Raw genomic sequence first — 17,632 nt, 5'->3', positions numbered from 1 at the left:
TTAGCTTTTCTGATCAAGCCGGCTGAAAAACTTCAGCCCAATCAAGATTGGGGAGACTACAACTAGGACCAGCCCAAAAATCCGGGCAAAACTATACAAGGTGCTTGACTCTCCGCCTAGATTGTTCATAAAGCCCATCGTGCCGAAAAAAGTCAGCAACAGGCCAAGAACAAATAGCATAAACAAGCGGACGAAGGAGGGCAGCCATTTCATAGCAGGGGGCGGTAGTTAAGTGGAAGGAGCCCCAATATACAAAAGCGTCCCTTCCGACTAACGGAAGGGACGCTTTTTCAGTCCGTTATGTAAGGGATTTTGCCTTACAGGTGAATCACTTCGCCGTAAGCGGCGGCGGCAGCCTCCATAATGGCCTCGCTCATGGTGGGGTGCGGGTGCACGGCCTTGATGATTTCGTGGCCCGTGGTTTCGAGCTTGCGCGCTACCACCACTTCGGCAATCATTTCCGTCACGTTGGCGCCAATCATGTGGGCGCCCAGCCACTCGCCGTACTTCTTGTCGAAGATAACTTTGACGAAGCCGTCCTTCACGCCGGCGGCCGAGGCCTTGCCCGAGGCCGAGAACGGGAACTTGCCCACCAGCACGTCGTAGCCCTGCTCCTTGGCTTCGGCTTCGGTCATGCCCACGGAGGCAATTTCGGGCGAGGCGTAGGTGCAGCCGGGGATGTTCTGGTAGTTGAGCGGCTCGGGGTGGTGGCCGGCAATTTTCTCCACGCAGATAATGCCCTCGGCCGAGGCGACGTGGGCCAGCGCGGGGCCGGGCACGATGTCGCCGATGGCGTAGATGCCCGGCACGTTGGTCTGGTAGAAGTCGTCGACTACGAGGCGGCCTTTCTCCACCTTGATGCCCAGCTCTTCGAGGCCCAGGTTTTCGAGGTTGGTGACTACGCCGGCGGCGCTCAACACCACGTCGCACTCAATCTGCTGGTCGCCTTTGGCCGTTTTCACGGTTACCTGGCAGGCCGCGCCGCTGGTGTCAACGGCCGTTACTTCGGCGCTGGTGAGCACCTTCACGCCGATTTTGCGGAACGACTTTTCCATCTGCCGCGACACTTCCTCGTCCTCCACGGGCACGATGCGGGGCAGGTATTCCACCACCGTTACTTCCGAACCCATCGTGCGGTAGAAGTAGGCAAACTCGACGCCGATGGCGCCCGAACCTACCACCACGAGGCGCTTGGGCAGTTCGGGCAGCACCATGGCCTGGCGGTAGCCGATGATTTTCTTGCCGTCGATGGGCAGGGCCGGCAGCTCGCGCGAGCGGGCGCCGGTGGCCAGAATGATGGACTTGGCTTCCACCGTGTCCTTCCCGCCGTCGGCCTTGGTGAGCTCCACTTTACCGGCGGCCAGCAGCTTGCCGGTGCCCATCAGCACGTCAATCTTATTCTTCTTGAACAGGAAGTTGATGCCCTTGCTCATGCCATCGGCCACGCCCCGGCTGCGCTGAATAACGGCTCCGAAGTCGTAGCTCACGTTTTCGGCGCTCAGGCCGTAGTCGGCGGCGTGGTTGAGGTACTCGAATACCTGGGCGCTCTTGAGCAGGGCTTTGGTCGGGATGCAGCCCCAGTTAAGGCAGATGCCGCCCAGCGACTCGCGCTCAATCACGGCTACTTTCAAGCCCAGCTGCGAGGCCCGGATGGCGGCTACGTAGCCGCCCGGGCCGCTGCCGATAACGACCAGGTCGTATTGCAATGCCATATTGTGTTCGGTTGAAGAGTAAAAGAAGAACCTGCCCCCGGGCAACGCCCGCGGCCGGCCGGGCAAAGATAGGCAGGGCGGGGCAGTCGGGCGCGGGGTGCTTTGTAAGAGAGCCTGAAATGGACGGCTCAAAATTACGGCCCCGTCTTTGCCCCTTTGGCGGCGGCGGCCGTACAAAGGCGCGCCGCCACTTTAGCCTGCCGGTTAGCGTGGCCATTTCCACCCGCTATGCATCACTTTTTCATGAAAGCACACTTCCTCTCCCTACTTGCCGGTACCACTTTGCTGCTGGCCGGCGCCTGTGCCCGCAGCAGCACCGCCGACATCGAGCGTCCTTCGGCCCGCGGTACCACTGCCGAAACCGACGCGGGCGCCAGTGTACCCTCATCGTCCGGCTCCTCGGCCTACATCGATCCGGCGGCCCGCAAAACGGCCCCCGACCACCGCAAGGACATTAAATTGGCCGACGCCACGCTGGAAGCCGAACCCCGCAACGTGGAGGCCCTGCTGATGCGGGCCCGGGCCAAAAGCGAGCTGAAAGACTACAAAGCGGCCATGGTCGACTATAATGCGGCCATTCAGCTGGAGCCCACCAACAGCAACGTATACTACAACCGGGGCCTGAACCGCCTGGAAACCAAGGATTACAGCGGCGCCATTCTGGACTTCGGCAAGGCCACCAAGTACAACCCGCAGGACCGCGACGCGTTCTTCGGCCGGGGCTCGGCCAAGATGCAGATATTTAATTACCGCTCAGCCATTCCCGACTTCACCAAGGCCATTGCCCTCGACCCCAACTACGCCGACGCCTACGAGTACCGCGGCATCAGCTACGCGTCGATCAACAAGTTTAAAGAAGCCCGCATCGACCTCGAAAAAGCCGCCCAGCTCAACCCCGCCGCCGAAAAAAGCCTGCGCCGCTATGTGGGTAATAAGGATAAGTAGGTGATGAGGGCAGGAGGTGATGGGGTGATGAGGTAAAAAGCACCTGTCATTCTGAGCGGAGCGAAGAATCTCGCGTGCCATAGTAATTCCTGATAACAGGGTTACTATGGCACGCGAGATTCTTCGCTCCGCTCTGAATAACAACCTTCTTACACTATCACCTCTGCACCCTTTACTTCCTCCCCTATTTTCCCAGCAGCAGTTTCAGGTAGAAGCTGGGTTGGCGCAGCCGCTCGCGCAGGTCTAAATCCAGGAACATGTTGCTGATGGTTTCGGCCAGGGTGGGGTTGTTGGCGGCGCGGTTGGCAATGAAGTTGAACAGCCAGGGGTAGCCTAGCAGGCACTGCATAGCCCGGCTCAGGCGTAGCTCCTGCCACAGCCGGTTGTACACGGCCGCATCGTAGCCCTTCAGAAACTCCGGCGTGAAGTTGCGGGCCGCCACGGCCCGGGCGGCCCAGTCGGCGGCGTGGCGGCCCGACACCATGGCGTGGCTGATACCCTCGCCCGAAAACGGGTCGATAAGCGAGCCGGCGTCGCCGAGCAGCAGGTAGCTCGGGCCCGAGAGCGGGCGGCGCTTCGAGCCCAGCGGTAGCCCGAAGCCGCGCACCGGTCCCAGCCGCTCGGCGGTGGCAAAGCGGCCCTTCAGGGCCGGGTGGGTGCGCAAGATTTCGTCGAGCCGCTCGCGCAGCTTTACTTTTTTCTTGGCTACGGCTTCGGAGAGCATGCCCACGCCCACGTTGGCCTGGCCGTCGGGCAGCGGAAAAATCCAGAGGTAGCCGGGCAGAAACTCCTTAATGAAGTGCAGCTCGATGAAGTTGTCGGGGTGCAGGCCGGTTACGCCGCGGTAGTAGGCGCGCAGGCCGGCGCAGTGGTGGGCCGGCTCCAGCACGTGCCCGCCCACCACCCGGGCAAAGTTCGACTGGGCCCCGTTGGCCACCAGCAGCACGTCGGCGGTGGCAATTTCCTGCTTATCGGGCCCCAGCAGGCGCCAGCGGCCGTCGGGCAGCTGCTCGTGGGCGGCCACATCGGTGTTTTCGCGGAAGTCGATTTCGGGCCGCCGGCGCACTTCTTCGATGAGGAAATTATCGAAATCAATGCGCTTGCTGATGTGGCCGGCGGCGCGGTCGGTGGCCGGGTTGTAGTGGGGCTTGAAGGGCACGGCCAGCCGGCGGCCGTTGGGGGCGTAGAAATCGATGCCCCAGCTGGGCAGCTGGGCGGGTTCGGCGGCCAGTTTAGCAGGCAACGCCTCATCAATGCGGCGCAACTCACTGAGCACCTTGCCGCTGAGCGCGTCGCCGCACACTTTGTCGCGCGGGAAGGTGGCGCGGTCGAGCAGCAGGCAGCGGTGGCCGGCACGGGCCAGGTGCAGGGCCGCCGTGGCCCCGCCCGGCCCCGCCCCGAGAATGCAGATGGTCATTTTTAATAAAGCTTCAAGCTGCAAGCTACAAGCTGCAAGCTTAGGTTCTGGCAGTAGCTTACAGCCGGCAACCTTCAGTTCAAATACGGCAAAGCTTGTAGCTTGCAGCTTAAAGCTTGTAGCTCCAAACAAATGACAAAACTGCTCGACGGAAAAGTGGCCCTGATTACGGGCGCATCTAAAGGAATTGGCCGCGCTATTGCCGCGTATTTTGCCCAGCAGGGCGCCCAGGTGGCTTTCACCTACCTCTCCAGCGTGGAGAAAGGCCAGCAGCTGGAACAAGAATTGGCCGCCTCGGGCACCAAGGTGAAAGGCTTCCGCTCCGACGCTTCAGTATATGCTGAGGCCGAAAAGCTAGTGGAAGACGTAGTGGCCGAGTTCGGCAAGCTCGATATTCTGGTGAACAACGCCGGCATTACGCAGGACGGGCTGCTGATGCGCATGAGCGAGCAGCAGTGGGACCAGGTAATGGCCGTGAACCTGAAGTCGGTGTTCAACCTGACCAAGGCCGCCACCAAGCCCATGATGCGGGCCAAGGCCGGCAGCATCATCAATATGTCGTCGGTGGTGGGCGTGAAAGGCAACGCGGGGCAGGCCAACTACGCGGCCTCCAAGGCCGGCATCATCGGTTTCACCAAATCGGTGGCCCTGGAGCTGGGCTCGCGCAACATCCGCTGCAACGCGGTGGCCCCCGGCTTCATCGAAACCGAAATGACCGACGCCCTCGACGCCAAGCAGGTCGATGAGTGGCGTAAGGCCATCCCGCTGCGCCGCGGCGGCACCCCCGAAGACGTAGCCAAAGCCACCGCCTTCTTGGCCTCCGACGACTCGGCCTACATCACGGGCCAGGTGTTGCAGGTGGATGGCGGCATGCTGACGTAAGCGAGTGTTAGCCTGGTTTTTTGCCCGATGTTGGCCGTGAGGCCGGCATCGGGTTTACTTTTTAGCGGCGACTTCGAGCATTTGAATCACGGCTGAAAGCCCCTATCAGTAGTGTGAGATTGATAGCCGCCTTTAAAGCAAAAACCCCTAACTATTGCGCCGATACTGAGGAGTAAGCTTGTAAAATTTGCCGGATTTCACTTGCCCGTTCTTCACTTTTATCCAAACCACCATGCGCCGAGTGTTACTGCTGTCCTTGCTATTCGCCCTTGCGGTGGCCGCTTACCCACGCGCCGCGCGCCATTTTAAGCGTTATCAAACTACTGAAGCTGCGACCCAAACTGTAGCGACCATCATTCCCCGGCTGCACGATGGCGACCTGATTTTCCAGACGTCCCAATCCGCCCAGAGTAAAGCTATTCAACTGGCTACGCACTCGGCCTACAGCCATTGCGGCATCCTGTTTCAAAAAAACGGCGAGTGGCGCGTGTTCGAGGCCGTGCAGCCGGTGAGCGAAACGTCTCTGGCGGCCTGGGTGGCCCGGGGAAAAGACGGGCAGTTCGTGGTAAAGCGCCTGCGCGACGCCGTAACGGTGCTCACGCCGCCCGTACTGCGCAAGTTGCGGGCTGCCGGCGAGCAGTACCGGGGCCGCGACTACGACCTGTATTTCGGCTGGTCGGATGAGCGCATCTATTGTTCAGAACTCATCTGGAAGATGTACCAGCAGGCCACTGGCCGCGAAATCGGCCAGCTCCAGCGGCTCCGCGAGTTCGACCTCTCTCACCCGGCCGTGCAGGCCAAAATGCGCGAGCGGTACGGCAGGCAGCTGCCGCTGAATGAGCGGGCGATTTCGCCCGTCCGGATGCTGGAAAGCCCGGAGCTGGTAACGGTGCGGTAGCAAGCAGGTCGGGTGACTACTGGGGCCACCCAACCAAAACGGCTTACTTTCCCGCCGCCGCCACGTACGGAAACGGGAGCCGCATCCGAATCTCATGGTCCTGGCCACTGGTGTTGGTGAAGCGGGCGGCATGCATAACGCGCAGGGCTTCTTCGTCGCAGCCGGCCCCGAGGCCCTGCACCACGGCTACGTTCTGCGGCACCCCCTGGGGGTCGATGGTAAGTTGCACCGTAATCTTACCGCTGATGTTTTTCTGGCGTGGCTTCGGCCGGGTATTGCAGGCGGGCATAGATGGCTTCGTAGCCGCCAATGGGCTCCACCGGCGACTTGTCGGTGTGGGGCTGGGTGTAAAGTTCGGGCGGGTTGGGGTTATGGGTGGCGGTGGGCACCTGGTAGGCTATGTTGTAGTATTTGCTCAAGTAGTCTTCCAGCGGCTCCAAACCCACCGCCGCCCGCCGCCCGTTTACGTTGGGTTCGTCTTCGATGGGGTCGAGCGTGTACTTGCCCTTCACGGCCGGCCCTAATTGGGAGCCATAAATCTGTTTTTCTCCTTTCCGTGCCCTGATGCGGTCGGTGAAGATGGCTAGCTCCGATGGCCTGATATCACCTTTCTCAGCGGCAGCAGTAAGCAGCGGCAGATACTTTTCATCGGGATTGTGCTGTATAACGAAAAAGGCTACATCAGTTTGGTAACCACCCACCAGCCTTTTCCCAGGGTAGCCGTGAATAGCAATCAGGCTGTCGACTTGCCGGATAAGCTGGGGGTCAAGCTTACTCTGTTCGCGGTCAGCCGCTTGGGCCTGGGGCGAATCCACGCCGTACTGCCGCTCGGCCGCCGTGGCTATCCTGCGGTAGTGTTGGTCCTGGTAGTGGATTTTTTTAATCAGCGCCAGCAGCTGGGGGTCGAAAGTCGCCTCGTGCTGCTGCTGGCGGACGCGGGCCTGGTTGAGCAGGCGGGGCCAAGCGCTTTGGTTGTGCAACGGCGCGAAAATGGGGTTTTCTTCGATACTCCCGGCCTTGATATACCCGCTGGCTACGGCCTGCTTCAACTGTCGAAGCGCTAGTCGTGGCTCGTTGCGCCGGGCCGCTTCTTCCGCCGCCCGGTACAGCTCGTTGGTAGTTTTGGGGGAGTGCGGCGGAGTATTTTTCAGGCTTGTTGATGAAGCCAGGCCTTGCGCCGTAGCCGTAGGCGCGGCCGGCAGGGCCAGGGCCAAAAGCAGATAGAAAGCCTTCATAAACGAGTAATTACACAGCCGCTTGAACCAGCAAGTGGTCAACAAGATAGGGCGCTCCCATTTCACCCGCAACGACAAACTTTAAATGCCAAGCCCGCTGCCATGGCTCCGGCCAATTTTAGCTGAAAGATGGCATCTGCTGCTGACCTGCTTTTACCTACCTTTCTGATCTTCCACCTAGTATTTATCTTGTTTATGGATTCCGATTTCACCCTACTAGAACGCAACATTCTCAAGGCCAAAGGCCTGACTGACGACCAACTCACCAGCCTGGTCGGAATGGGCGTTAGCAGCCGCGCCAGTTTCGCCGAAGTGGGCACCGTGCTCACGCTGCTCGAACTGCTGCCCGAACTCGATCCGGCCGTGGCCACGCGGGTACTGGAGTGGGCCGTGCCAACGGCCGTAGCCACCGAAGCCCCAATACCGACTGCGGTGGTGACCCCGACCATCAACGTGGACTCTTCCGATGCCGTGTTTTGCGCCAGCTGCAACTACAAGCAGCCCAAAGACTACACCCCCGGCGACCTGTGCGTGAACTGCGGCCGGCAGGCCGAACCAATAGAGCAGTGCTTCTGGTGCGGGGCCAGCGGCCCCGGGCGCCGCTGCCGCAACTGCGGGGCCGTTTTCGTGCCGGTAGCCGAACTGCCCCTGGCCCTGCTGCTACGCCGCGACGGGTTGGCCAAGGATGATATTCCGCGCCGGCTGGCCGAAGCTACGGCCGAAGACAAAGACCAGATGTGGGGTCGCGTCCGCCGGGCCCGCATCTGATGTTAAGCAGCTGAAGCCCGGAATATAATGCGTGCTACTTGTGAGAATTGCAGTCAGGTACAGCCCCCCGACTGGAAACCCGGCGACCTGTGCGGCCGCTGTGGCCACGCTGTGCGCCGCGAAAAACGCTGCCATTGGTGCACCGAACTAACGCCCGAGGGCAATTACTGCCGCCAGTGTGGGGCCGGCCTAGTGCCCGACGAGCGGTACGGAGCCGCCCGCTGGCTCAAGCATCTGGGCTCTGACCAGTTTGTGATACCCGAGCGGCTGGCGGCCATGCCTGCCGAGCAGGCCGACCATTTCAACCGCCTCTACCAGCGCCACGCAATAATAATCGAGCGCCATATCGACGACCTCGTGCGGGCCGAAAGCCAACTCCGGCAGCGGGGCTGGGCCCAGGCACTCGAAGCGCACCTGCTACCCCTGCTGCCTCTGCCCGACGACCAGCTGCAGGCCCTGCAGCTACCGCCGCACCAAGGCACTACCGAGGCCGAAAAGCTACTTGAAACTCGCCTCAACTCGCCCTTCAGTAGAACCCGGACGCTGGCCGCGCTGGCCCGCCTGCGCATCTGGGCCCTGGAGCCAACTGCCTACGACGAGGCTTACCACCCTGATATTGAGCTGGCGCACGCGGCCCTGACGCTGGACGATGCAGCCCTGCGCCTGGAAGCAGCCCTGGTTATGAGCCATTGGCACTTTCTGGCCAACCTGCATTTTCGAGTTTATGATACTGAGCTCCGCTCCGCCCTTTACGCGATAAAGGATCAGCTGCCGCTCGAAGCGGCGGTAGGGCTCGCGTTGCTGGCCACGGCTTGGGGCCGGCAATCCGAACCCATTCCGGCCGAGGCGCTGACCACCGGCGACGACGACCTGGCCTTTGGAGTGGCCTTGGCAGCGGCCCTACCCGACCCGTTGCACGCGGCCTTGCGCAGCCCCCGCCGGCAGTTTGCCGCGGCCCTGGTGCTGCTGAAAACAGATCAGGAATTTGAACTGGGCCCTCTATTAGCAGAATTCGACGACCAACGGCTGGTCACGCTGTTCAGCCTTATGCTGCGCCGCGGGCTGCCGCACCTGCGACTCCGGCCCTTTCTGCAGCCGCTGCGGCGGCGCACCGACCTGTCGGAAGAGCTGCGGGGGGCGCTGCAAAATATGCGGGTGCTCAACTTGGAGCCCGGCGATGCCCGCGAATTACTACGCGAGACGGTAGCCGACCCCAGCACATACAGGTTTGGGCAGGACTGCTCCTACATCAACTCTATCCTTGGCTGGCCTGCACTGCCGCCCGGCGATGTTCGGGAGCTGGCCCAGGACCTGATTGAGCGTGACCTGTTCCTGTTTGATAAGCTGCCGGCACTCCGGGCCTTGCTGGAGCAACAGGCCCTGCCTATGCAGCTGCTTTTCGATAACCTGCGCACCGCCCCCGAAGGAGCCTGTCCTGGTCTGCTAAACATGGTTACGTACTGGCTCGCGGCGGCGCCCCACGCCGAGCGGTTACGGCTGCATCAGTTTCTGCGCGACATTGTGCAGGTGGGCGATGCTCCCCCTAAAATTCAGAAGGAGGTTTTCAACAAACTGACCAGCTGGTACTATGGCACTCCCAACGACCCGGGCTCGCGCCTGGGATTTACCAAGCGCGGAGCCACCGCGTATTTTGGATCGGCAGAGGCATTTGTGGAGTATCTGGTAACGGGGTTTGAGAAGCAGGAAGCGCTGGCGGCGCGTTGGGAGGAATACAACCTCTTTGAGATGAATAAGCACTCGCACGAGGTGCGGCGGCACTTGGAAGACATGTTGAAAACTGTGGGCCGGGGCGAAGACGACCCGGTGGGGCGGACCGCTCTGCTGGCTTTGCTCGCGCCCCTGCCCGCCTCTCTCATCAGCCGGCTGCGAAGCGTACTGGTGCAGATAGCCCAAGACGACCAAGCTACCGAACTAGGCCGACAGTGGGCCGTGGTGCTGCTGGGCCACCTGAGCCAGCACGCTCCCTGGCGCAAAGCCGCCCGCGCCGACCTTACCACACTGCTCGCCAATACCAACGGCTACAGCAGTTCGGTGGCCTACATGCTCGAATTGGCTCTGGCTGACAAGTCGTCGTAAACTAAAACGGGCAAGTGGCTTCCCTGAAATTTCGGGGAAGCCACTTGCCCGTTTTAGTTTAAGGCAAATTCCATTGAGTGGCCCAAATAGTGTCGGGAGCTCACTAACGTGCAGGGTTTACTACGCCGTCTTCGGCTCGCGCAGGTAACCCACCATCAGGGCCGCCGTCTTCTCGGCCGATTTCTGCTGGCCCAGCTTTTCCCAGATTTCGTCGTAGCCGGCCTTTGTTTAGCAGTAGTAGCCAGACGGTAAATTCAGGAAACGAATACCTGGCAGGCAGAATGGTATCGTCAGGTGGGAGAAGACGTTAGCTTGACATTGCGTTCGTTTGCTACCACCAGGAAACCGTAACCGAAAACGAAGAGGTTCAGGCCAATTTGTAGGCTTAGAATATCGGCGACCATCATTACAGTGGCTTGGGTCAGAATGAAAAAGCAAACGTAGGGATTACGCCGTAGCACAGCCTGCGTGAGGGGCCAGCAGAGAATAGCAAGCAAAATACTCAGCCCTACCAGGCCCCCACCCAACATCGCACTGAGGTACTCGTTGTGCACGTACACTAAGTTTTCAGGTCGTAAACCAAAATCCCGCCAGCTATACTGTCTCTTCATAGCCGCAGCAGCATCGGCGGGCCCCACCCCTAGCAGCCAATGCTGTTGAATAATATTTTTGGCCGTTTTTACGGCCACCAGCCGGCGTGACAGGGAGTAAGTATTGATATCTTTCTCGTATTGATACTGCTCGATGTCATAGTGCGTAGAAGCTACTCGGTCACGTACTGAATCCAAGGTATAATATGCGCCCAAAGGTGCCATACCCAACAGCAGCACCAGCCCGATTCCTAGTACTACGCTTCCTCGCAGCAGCAGCCACACGGTGTAGGCCACCAGCCCAGTGTAAAACACCAGCAGCCCGGTACGGTAGGCGAGAATATGCAATGTAAGAGCCGCCACAATACTAGCCAGCAGCATCAGGGCCTTCATCCAGACCCGGGCCAGAGGGTGACGCACCAGCAGTAGCCCCCAGAAGAAACTCTGCGACAGCATCAGCCCAAAATGAACATGAAAAATGCGCGTGATGGCCTGCATGTTCTGGCCAATGCTGATGGCGGCATTAGCACCGGCTGGGTCGGCAAAGTACTGGGCCAGCGTGGCCAGGGCTACCAGTGCCGTGCCGCCAACGAAGGCCAGGCCTACGCTCAGGCGTTGCGCTGCCGACAGAGGCGTAGCCACGGCGAAGGCCAGCGGCACGCCCAGCCACGTCAGGCTCCGAAATAGCTCGTGACGCCACACGGCCCATTCGCTGGTGTAAACGCCGCTTACCAGTAAGAACCCAACTAAAGCCGCGGCCCGCATAGCGGCCGCATTGCGCAGGTAGTTTTTAATATCGTGGCGCAGGTTCGGGTTAGCCAGCACCGCCAGCACTCCTACTAGGGGGCTGAGTGCCACCAAGGCCCTAGCAGACAGCAGCCCTACGACTCCCGCAAGTGAGGCCAGCCACAATAAATGCTGCGACAAACGGCCGGAATGATAGTACTGCGCCGATAGAAGCAAAGGAACGTAGGTTAGGGCGTTTGCAAATGGCTACGAGCGTAAGCAGCAGGTGTGGCATTGCCTGTAATACCAATGCTGAATGGCGGCAATTGGCCCCGGGGTTTCCGAGAATGAGGCCGGAAAACTTCCTATCTTAGGTTTTAGCCGTTGCCAAGTCGAGGTTTCCTCTCAGCCCAGCTACCACTTCAGGGGCCTCCGCGCATTTTTCATACTCCACTATTAGGTGCCCACCCGTGAGCACGGTTAGGCTTTGGTTGAGTTGCGCCAGTTCGGCGTACGCCGCGGCCCGCTTGGGCGTAGAAGGCTTCCGCCGTAATCCCCGCCGACGAGCCAGCCAGCCGGCCAGCCGCATCCAGGGATAATAAAAAGGCAGTAGCAGCAGCGACGTGTAATTCACCCGGGTCGGGTGAACTTCGACGATGTGCAGGCCGGAGAGTGCAGCCAGCACCCGTTGCTTGGTTACGTTGGCGAAAAAGATGTGCCCCAAATACACATCGTCGATCGTCTGGGCCTGCTCCGAGGCCCAGACCGAATCTACCTCGTTAGGAGCCATCAGCCGGTAGGCCTCACTTTCTAACAGCAAGTAGCTTAAGCGGGTACGCAGGTTGGAGTAGTTTGGCGTGGTGATAATGGCCCGTCCGCCAGGCCGCAGCACCCGGTTCATTTCCTGAAACAAATGCAATTGGTTCGGCATGTGCTCGATACCTTCCTGGCAGATGACTACATCGAAGCTGGCCGCCGCAAAGGGCAAAGTGCCATTTAGGTTTGCCTTCACACAGGAAATATTAGGATAGCGAAAGAACTCCGGGTATAGGTCCGAAGCCGTTACCTCGGCTCCTAATTCCAGCAGCAGGTGCGAGGTATCACCGTTGCCAGCGGGCACATCCAGAATAGCTTTCCCAACCCACTCCGACTTTCGACGGCGCAACATAGCGGGCAGCAGATCTTTTATGTTCTTACTACCGGAAAAAAAAGGAGCCGAAAAGCGAATCATCTAGGAAAGAATTAAGCGGTATAATACAACATAGCTGAGATGGTACTTGAAATTTCCCGGCCAAGGCGCGTTGGGTTAGTAGAAGTAAGGACAATGCCTCTTCAAGTCCCTGGTACGTACGGGCCGTAGGCTATACAGGCAACGCTAGCCTTGCAGGTAGCCCACCATCAGGGCCGCGGCCTTCTCGGCCGATTTCTGCTGGCCCAGCTTTTCCCATAGCTCCTCGTAGCCGGCCTTTTGCCGGGCAATGAACTCCTCGTCGGCGGTGATTTTCTTCAGCTCCACCACCAGGTTGCGGGAGTTGAAGTCGCTCTGAATAAGCTCCTTCACGACTTCCTTGCCCGCAATCAGGTTTACCAGCGAAATGTAGGGCACCTTGATAACGGCCTTGCCAATGGCGTACGATACAGCGCTGGTGCGGTAGCACACCACCTGCGGCACCCGGAACAGGGCCGTTTCGAGGGTGGCCGTGCCGCTGGTAACCAGGGCGGCCGTGGCGTGGGCCAGCAGGTCATAGGTCTGGTCGAAAAGGATACGCACGTTGTTGCGCTCGAAGTGGGCGTAGTAACCGCGGTCGAGGTTATCGACGCCGGCCACAATGAACTGGTAGTCGAGGAAGGGCGGCAGGATGGCCAGCATCTCGTAGAGCATTTCCTCGATTTCCTGCTTGCGCGAGCCGGGCAGCACCGCAATAATAGGGCGCTCGGGGTCGAGTTGGTTGCGCAGGTAGAAATCGGCCGATTTCTGGTGCTCGCCCACGCTGTCGGCAATGGGGTTGCCGATGTAGTCGACTTTGTAATCGAATCCCTGGTAGAATTCCTTTTCGAAAGGCAGAATGACGAACATGCGGTCGACCACCTTTTTTACCTGGTGGACCCGGCCCTGGTTCCAGGCCCAGATTTTAGGCGAGATGTAATAGAACACCTTCAGGCCGGCGGCTTTGGCAAACTTGGCCACCCGCATGTTGAAGCCGGCGTAATCGACCAGAATCACTACGTCGGGCTGCCAGGCCAGCAGGTCGCGCTGGGCCTGCTTGAGGTAGCCGCGGAACTTGAGCACGCTGGTAGCAGTCTCCCAGAAGCCCATGACGGCCATTTCTTGATAGTGGCGCACCATTTCGCCGCCCTCGGCCTGCATCAGGTCGCCGCCCCAGAAGCGAAACTCGGCCTCCGGGTCCTGCCGGCGCAACTCCTGCATCAGGCTGGAAGCATGAAAATCCCCGGACCGCTCGCCCGCTATCAGGTAGTACTTCATTCTTTGGAATTATGAATTATGAATTATGAATTATGAATTGGACCAGGCAGGTTGCGCCGTTCCATCCATTATTCAGCTTCATAATTCGTTTTCGTTTCTTCAGCTTTCAGAAAAGTGCATTCATAATTCATAATTCATAATTCATAATTCATAATTCATAATTCATAATTCATAATTCATAATTCATAATTCATAATTCATAATTCATAATTATTCCTCCCCAAAGTATTCTACGAAGTTGCGGGGCGTTTCGTAGAGCTTGAGCGAGTGCAGGCGGCCCGGGGAAATGGCTTCGATTTCGGGGGCCAGTATTTTCCAGAAAGCCACCACCAGATTCTCGGTGCTGGCCAGCTGGCCGGCCATAAAGGGCACGTCGAGGTTCAGGTTTTTGTGGTCGACCTGGTCGATAACGTGGGTGCGGATGAGGGTGCTGAGCTGCTTGAGGTCGATGACGAAGCCGGTATCCGGGTCGGGGCGGCCCTTCACCGTCACGATGAGGTCGTAGTTGTGGCCGTGCCAGTTGACGTTGGCGCAGGGGCCGAACACTTCCGCGTTACGCTCGTCGCTCCACTTGGGATTATGGAGCTTGTGGGCGGCGTTGAAGTGTTCCTGGCGGCTGATGTAAATCATTTGTAGGTTTTAGGTACTTAGGGCTTAGGGCCCTAGATGATGTTCTAAATAAGAATGTGGGGCCTGAGCAGATGGATTTTGGAGCGGAAATACACCGTCAAACCGTCTCTAAGTCCCTACATCCCTAAGCCCCTAAGTTCCTTGTTTGCGCAGCAAATATACGAAGAACGGTACGCCGAACAGGGCCGTGACCAGGCCCACGGGCAGGCCGGCCGGCGGGTAGAGCACCCGGGCCAGCAGGTCGCAGAGCACCAGGAAATTGCCGCCCAGCAGCGCGCAGAACAGCATATTGCCCCCTCCTACCGTGCCCAGCAGCCAGCGCGTAATGTGCGGCACCACCAGCCCCACAAACCCAATGGGCCCGCACAGCGCTACCACGGCCCCGGTCAGGCCCGAGGCAATAAGCAGCAGCAGCCAGCGCGTTTGGGCCACCGGCAGGCCCAGGGCCGTGGCCCGCTCCTCGCCCAGCAGCAGCAGATTCAGGCGGGGGCGCAGCAGCGCCAGTGCCCCCAGGCCCAGCACTACGGCCGCGGCCGGGTAAGGCAGCGTAGCCCAACTGGCCCGCTCGAATCCGCCCAGCGACCAGAACGTGATGGTGCGCAGCTTTTCTTCGGTGGCGGCCAGAAACGTGAGCAGCCCGCCCACGGCCGTCACCAACGAACCCATGGCCACGCCGGCCAGCAGCAGCAGCGTGGGCACCACCCGGCCCCGGCGGCTGCCAATCACCACCACCACCAGCGTAACGCCCAGCGCCCCGAGCAGGGCCGCCAGCGGAGGCGCGTACAGGCCGAATAGGGTGAGGCCCGGCAGAAACAGGAAGGTAAGGCTGGCGCCCAGCGCCCCGCCCGAGGCCGTGCCGAGCAGGTAAGGGTCGGCCAGTGGGTTGTTTACCATGGCCTGCATTACGTAGCCGCTCAGGGCCAGCCCCGCGCCGGCCAGCAGCGCCAGCAGCAGCCGCGGCAGCCGCAGCTCCAGCAGCACCAGCTGGGCCGGGTCGCGGGCGTCGTAGTGCAGTAGCGCCCGACCAATCAGGGCGTAGTCGGTTTCGTAGCTGCCCACCCGCAGACCCACAGCCAGCAGGCCCACGGTCAGCAGCAGGCTGGCCAGAATGTAGGGCAGCGCGGGGCGGCTCATGGTGCGGGCGGCGCCCAGATGAGCCGCCGCAGGTCCCGAACTCCCTCCACTACACGCGGGCCGGGGCGGGCCATCAGGTCGCCGGCGGGGTCGTAAATGCGGCGGGTCTGGTAGGCTTTGATGCGTTTGAGTTCGGGGTAAAGGCGAAAAAAGGTGCTATCGAGCTTGCCGAACGAGCCGCCGAGCAGCACCTTGGGGTTGAGCTTGAGGATGTATTCGCGGGTGAGAGCCGGGTAAGGCTGGGCGAACTGCTCCGTTACCGCGTTCTGCCCGCCGGCCAGCCGGATTTTATCCGTGAACAGCGTGTTCTGGCCGTACACGTAAATCGGGTCGGTCCAGGTGATGGCCAGCACCGTGGGGGCCGGCGACGGTTTGGGCAGCGCCTCCAGCGTCCGCAGCTCGCCCCGCAGCGAATCGACCAGCTGCCGGGCCTGAGGCACGCGGCCCAGAATGCGGCCCAGGTCGGTGAGGCCCCGGAAAATATCCTCCACCTTCTCGTACTGCTGATAATAGACCGGAATACCCAGCTCCTGCAGCCGTTGGGCATCGGCCTCGGAGGTGATGCCGGTGGTTGTGAACACGATATCGGGCCGGAGGGCTACGAGGCGCTCCAGATCGAGTGGGTAGCTGTTGACGACGGGTTTGCGCAGCGCGGCCGCCGGGTAGTCGCAGACCTGGGTGCGGGCCACGATGGTCGCCGTATCGGCCACGGCGAAGAGCATTTCCGTCATGGAAGCCGCCAGGGCCATGATGCGGCGCGGGTTGGCCGGCACAGTCAGGGAACGGCCCAGATCGTCGTGCAGCTGCTGGGTGGCAGCTGCCGCCGTGGGCGGAGCGGTGGTTTCGGACGTATCGGGGCGGCAGGTGGCCAGCAGCAGGGGCAGCAGGCTGAGGCCGGCGAAGCGGCAGACGAAATGGCGGAGCATGGGCGCAAAGGTAACCGCTGCGCAGGATGCCCGTTCTCTACCTGCTATCTTCCGCCGGCCCCCGCCATTTGCCGGCCATTCGCGGTCTGCTGGTTACTTTTGGACCTAAACACTCTACCTTATGATCGTCGTTACCGGAGCGGCCGGCTTTATTGCCAGTGCCCTCGTCGCCCGCCTCAATGCCGCCAATTTCAACGAAATCGTGGTGGTCGATAACTTCACCAACGAGCGGAAGCTGCTCAACCTCTCGGGCAAGCACCTGACCGAGTACGTTGACCGCGAAGAGTTTTTTCCCTGGCTCGATGCCCACCACGCCGACGTGGAGTTTATTTTCCACCTCGGCGCCCGCACCGACACCACCGAAACCAACCGCGACCTGCTCAACATCCTCAACCTGGAGTACTCCAAGCAGATGTGGCTGGCCTGCTGCCGCTACCAGCTGCCATTGGTGTACGCCTCGTCGGCCGCCACCTACGGCTCGGGTACGCTGGGCTACTCCGACGACGACGTGCTGCTGCCGCTGCTGCGCCCGCTCAACCCCTACGGCGAGTCGAAGAACGACTTTGACAACTGGGCCGTGCAGCAGCCGGAGAAGCCGTTTTTCTGGGCCGGACTGAAGTTTTTCAACGTGTACGGCCCCAACGAGTACCATAAGGGCCGCATGGCTTCCGTGATTCTGCACGCCTTCCGCCAGATTCAGGAAACGGGCTCGATGACGCTGTTCCGCTCGCACAACCCCGACTTTGCCGACGGTGAGCAGCAGCGCGACTTCGTGTACGTGAAGGATGTGGTGGACGTGTGCATGTTTCTGATGCAGACCCGCCGCGCCTCGGGCATCTACAACCTGGGCACCGGCGAGGCCCGCACCTTCCTCGACCTCACGCTGAGCACCTTCGCCGCCCTCGACCGCACCGCCGATATCCACTTCCGCGACACGCCCGAAGACATCCGCGACACCTACCAGTATTTCACGCAGGCCGATATGAGCAAGCTGCGCGGCATCGGCTACGAGCGGCCCTTTACCCGCCTCGAAGACGGCATCAACGACTACGTGCGCAACTACCTGGTGCCCGGCACCTACTATTAAGCACAAGCCGGCCGCTGGTGGCCGGCTTGTGAATCACCACCGTTTCTGGCGCTTATCAATGGCCGCCAGACTTTTTCTACCAAACATTCCGGCGAGAGTA

The 17,632-nt window shown here is 60.5% G+C and carries 17 protein-coding genes; 6 read left to right on the top strand and 11 right to left on the bottom strand.

Annotation, left to right across the window (positions count from 1 at the left end; genetic code table 11):
* Nucleotides 1-213: a hypothetical protein gene (locus BMY67_RS04615; protein WP_092768783.1), complete on the bottom strand. Its 213-nt coding sequence runs from the start codon at nucleotides 211-213 to the stop codon at nucleotides 1-3.
* A gap of 104 nt (nucleotides 214-317) precedes the next feature.
* The gene (gene lpdA, locus BMY67_RS04610) at nucleotides 318-1,712 is read right to left on the bottom strand and encodes a dihydrolipoyl dehydrogenase (protein WP_092768780.1); all 1,395 of its coding nucleotides are present in this window, start codon (nucleotides 1,710-1,712) and stop codon (nucleotides 318-320) included.
* A gap of 228 nt (nucleotides 1,713-1,940) precedes the next feature.
* On the opposite strand from lpdA, the gene BMY67_RS04605 reads away from it, so the two are divergent.
* A complete protein-coding gene (locus BMY67_RS04605; protein ID WP_092768777.1) occupies nucleotides 1,941-2,657 on the top strand; it encodes a tetratricopeptide repeat protein in 717 nt (238 codons plus the stop codon).
* 184 nt (nucleotides 2,658-2,841) lie between these two features.
* On the opposite strand, the gene BMY67_RS04600 is transcribed toward BMY67_RS04605, so the two are convergent.
* Nucleotides 2,842-4,074, bottom strand: coding sequence for a geranylgeranyl reductase family protein (locus BMY67_RS04600; RefSeq protein ID WP_092768774.1), 1,233 nt, complete (start codon nucleotides 4,072-4,074; stop codon nucleotides 2,842-2,844).
* Between the two features lie 132 nt (nucleotides 4,075-4,206).
* Between BMY67_RS04600 and fabG the strand changes: the two genes are divergently transcribed.
* Both fabG and BMY67_RS04590 read left to right on the top strand, forming a co-directional pair.
* Nucleotides 4,207-4,956, top strand: a complete 750-nt coding sequence (fabG, locus tag BMY67_RS04595; protein ID WP_092738985.1) for a 3-oxoacyl-[acyl-carrier-protein] reductase — start codon at nucleotides 4,207-4,209, stop codon at nucleotides 4,954-4,956.
* Between the two features lie 232 nt (nucleotides 4,957-5,188).
* Complete coding sequence (locus tag BMY67_RS04590; RefSeq protein ID WP_092769615.1) at nucleotides 5,189-5,854, top strand: YiiX family permuted papain-like enzyme; 666 nt, start codon at nucleotides 5,189-5,191, stop codon at nucleotides 5,852-5,854.
* A gap of 43 nt (nucleotides 5,855-5,897) precedes the next feature.
* Here BMY67_RS04590 and BMY67_RS04585 read toward each other — a convergent pair whose 3' ends face one another.
* Together BMY67_RS04585 and BMY67_RS04580 are read right to left on the bottom strand one after the other, a co-directional pair.
* A complete protein-coding gene (locus BMY67_RS04585; RefSeq protein WP_177189686.1) occupies nucleotides 5,898-6,083 on the bottom strand; it encodes an energy transducer TonB in 186 nt (61 codons plus the stop codon).
* 7 nt (nucleotides 6,084-6,090) lie between these two features.
* Nucleotides 6,091-7,089, bottom strand: a complete 999-nt coding sequence (locus BMY67_RS04580) for a DUF6624 domain-containing protein (RefSeq protein WP_092768768.1) — start codon at nucleotides 7,087-7,089, stop codon at nucleotides 6,091-6,093.
* A gap of 195 nt (nucleotides 7,090-7,284) precedes the next feature.
* Between BMY67_RS04580 and BMY67_RS04575 the strand changes: the two genes are divergently transcribed.
* Together BMY67_RS04575 and BMY67_RS04570 are read left to right on the top strand one after the other, a co-directional pair.
* Nucleotides 7,285-7,857: a hypothetical protein gene (locus BMY67_RS04575; RefSeq protein WP_092768765.1), complete on the top strand. Its 573-nt coding sequence runs from the start codon at nucleotides 7,285-7,287 to the stop codon at nucleotides 7,855-7,857.
* Between the two features lie 111 nt (nucleotides 7,858-7,968).
* Nucleotides 7,969-9,954, top strand: a complete 1,986-nt coding sequence (locus BMY67_RS04570; RefSeq protein ID WP_177189685.1) for a hypothetical protein — start codon at nucleotides 7,969-7,971, stop codon at nucleotides 9,952-9,954.
* Between the two features lie 290 nt (nucleotides 9,955-10,244).
* On the opposite strand, the gene BMY67_RS04565 is transcribed toward BMY67_RS04570, so the two are convergent.
* The 6 genes from BMY67_RS04565 to BMY67_RS04540 form a co-directional block, all read right to left on the bottom strand.
* Nucleotides 10,245-11,471, bottom strand: a complete 1,227-nt coding sequence (locus BMY67_RS04565) for an O-antigen ligase family protein (protein ID WP_143069693.1) — start codon at nucleotides 11,469-11,471, stop codon at nucleotides 10,245-10,247.
* 169 nt (nucleotides 11,472-11,640) lie between these two features.
* Nucleotides 11,641-12,438 (bottom strand): class I SAM-dependent methyltransferase, encoded by a 798-nt coding sequence (locus BMY67_RS04560; RefSeq protein ID WP_177189684.1) that lies wholly within the window; start codon nucleotides 12,436-12,438, stop codon nucleotides 11,641-11,643.
* A 207-nt stretch (nucleotides 12,439-12,645) separates the two neighbouring features.
* Nucleotides 12,646-13,755 carry a lipid-A-disaccharide synthase gene (gene lpxB / locus BMY67_RS04555; protein WP_092768752.1) on the bottom strand — a complete coding sequence of 370 codons (1,110 nt, stop codon included), beginning with the start codon at nucleotides 13,753-13,755 and terminating at the stop codon, nucleotides 12,646-12,648.
* Between the two features lie 210 nt (nucleotides 13,756-13,965).
* Nucleotides 13,966-14,385, bottom strand: a complete 420-nt coding sequence (locus BMY67_RS04550; protein ID WP_092768749.1) for a 6-pyruvoyl trahydropterin synthase family protein — start codon at nucleotides 14,383-14,385, stop codon at nucleotides 13,966-13,968.
* 132 nt (nucleotides 14,386-14,517) lie between these two features.
* Entirely contained in the window at nucleotides 14,518-15,519 is a 1,002-nt protein-coding gene (locus tag BMY67_RS04545) for a FecCD family ABC transporter permease (protein ID WP_092768747.1), read from the bottom strand.
* A complete protein-coding gene (locus tag BMY67_RS04540; RefSeq protein WP_092768744.1) occupies nucleotides 15,516-16,445 on the bottom strand; it encodes an ABC transporter substrate-binding protein in 930 nt (309 codons plus the stop codon). Before BMY67_RS04540 ends, BMY67_RS04545 begins: the two co-directional genes overlap by 4 nt.
* A 121-nt stretch (nucleotides 16,446-16,566) precedes the next feature.
* Between BMY67_RS04540 and rfaD the strand changes: the two genes are divergently transcribed.
* Nucleotides 16,567-17,532: an ADP-glyceromanno-heptose 6-epimerase gene (rfaD, locus tag BMY67_RS04535; protein ID WP_092768741.1), complete on the top strand. Its 966-nt coding sequence runs from the start codon at nucleotides 16,567-16,569 to the stop codon at nucleotides 17,530-17,532.
* Nucleotides 17,533-17,632: the final 100 nt, after the last annotated feature.

The organism is Hymenobacter actinosclerus (assembly GCF_900111515.1).
In the GTDB taxonomy this organism is placed as follows: domain Bacteria; phylum Bacteroidota; class Bacteroidia; order Cytophagales; family Hymenobacteraceae; genus Hymenobacter; species Hymenobacter actinosclerus.
The sequence above is the reverse complement of the archived record's forward strand: the minus strand, read 5'-3'. Positions and strand labels throughout refer to the sequence as shown.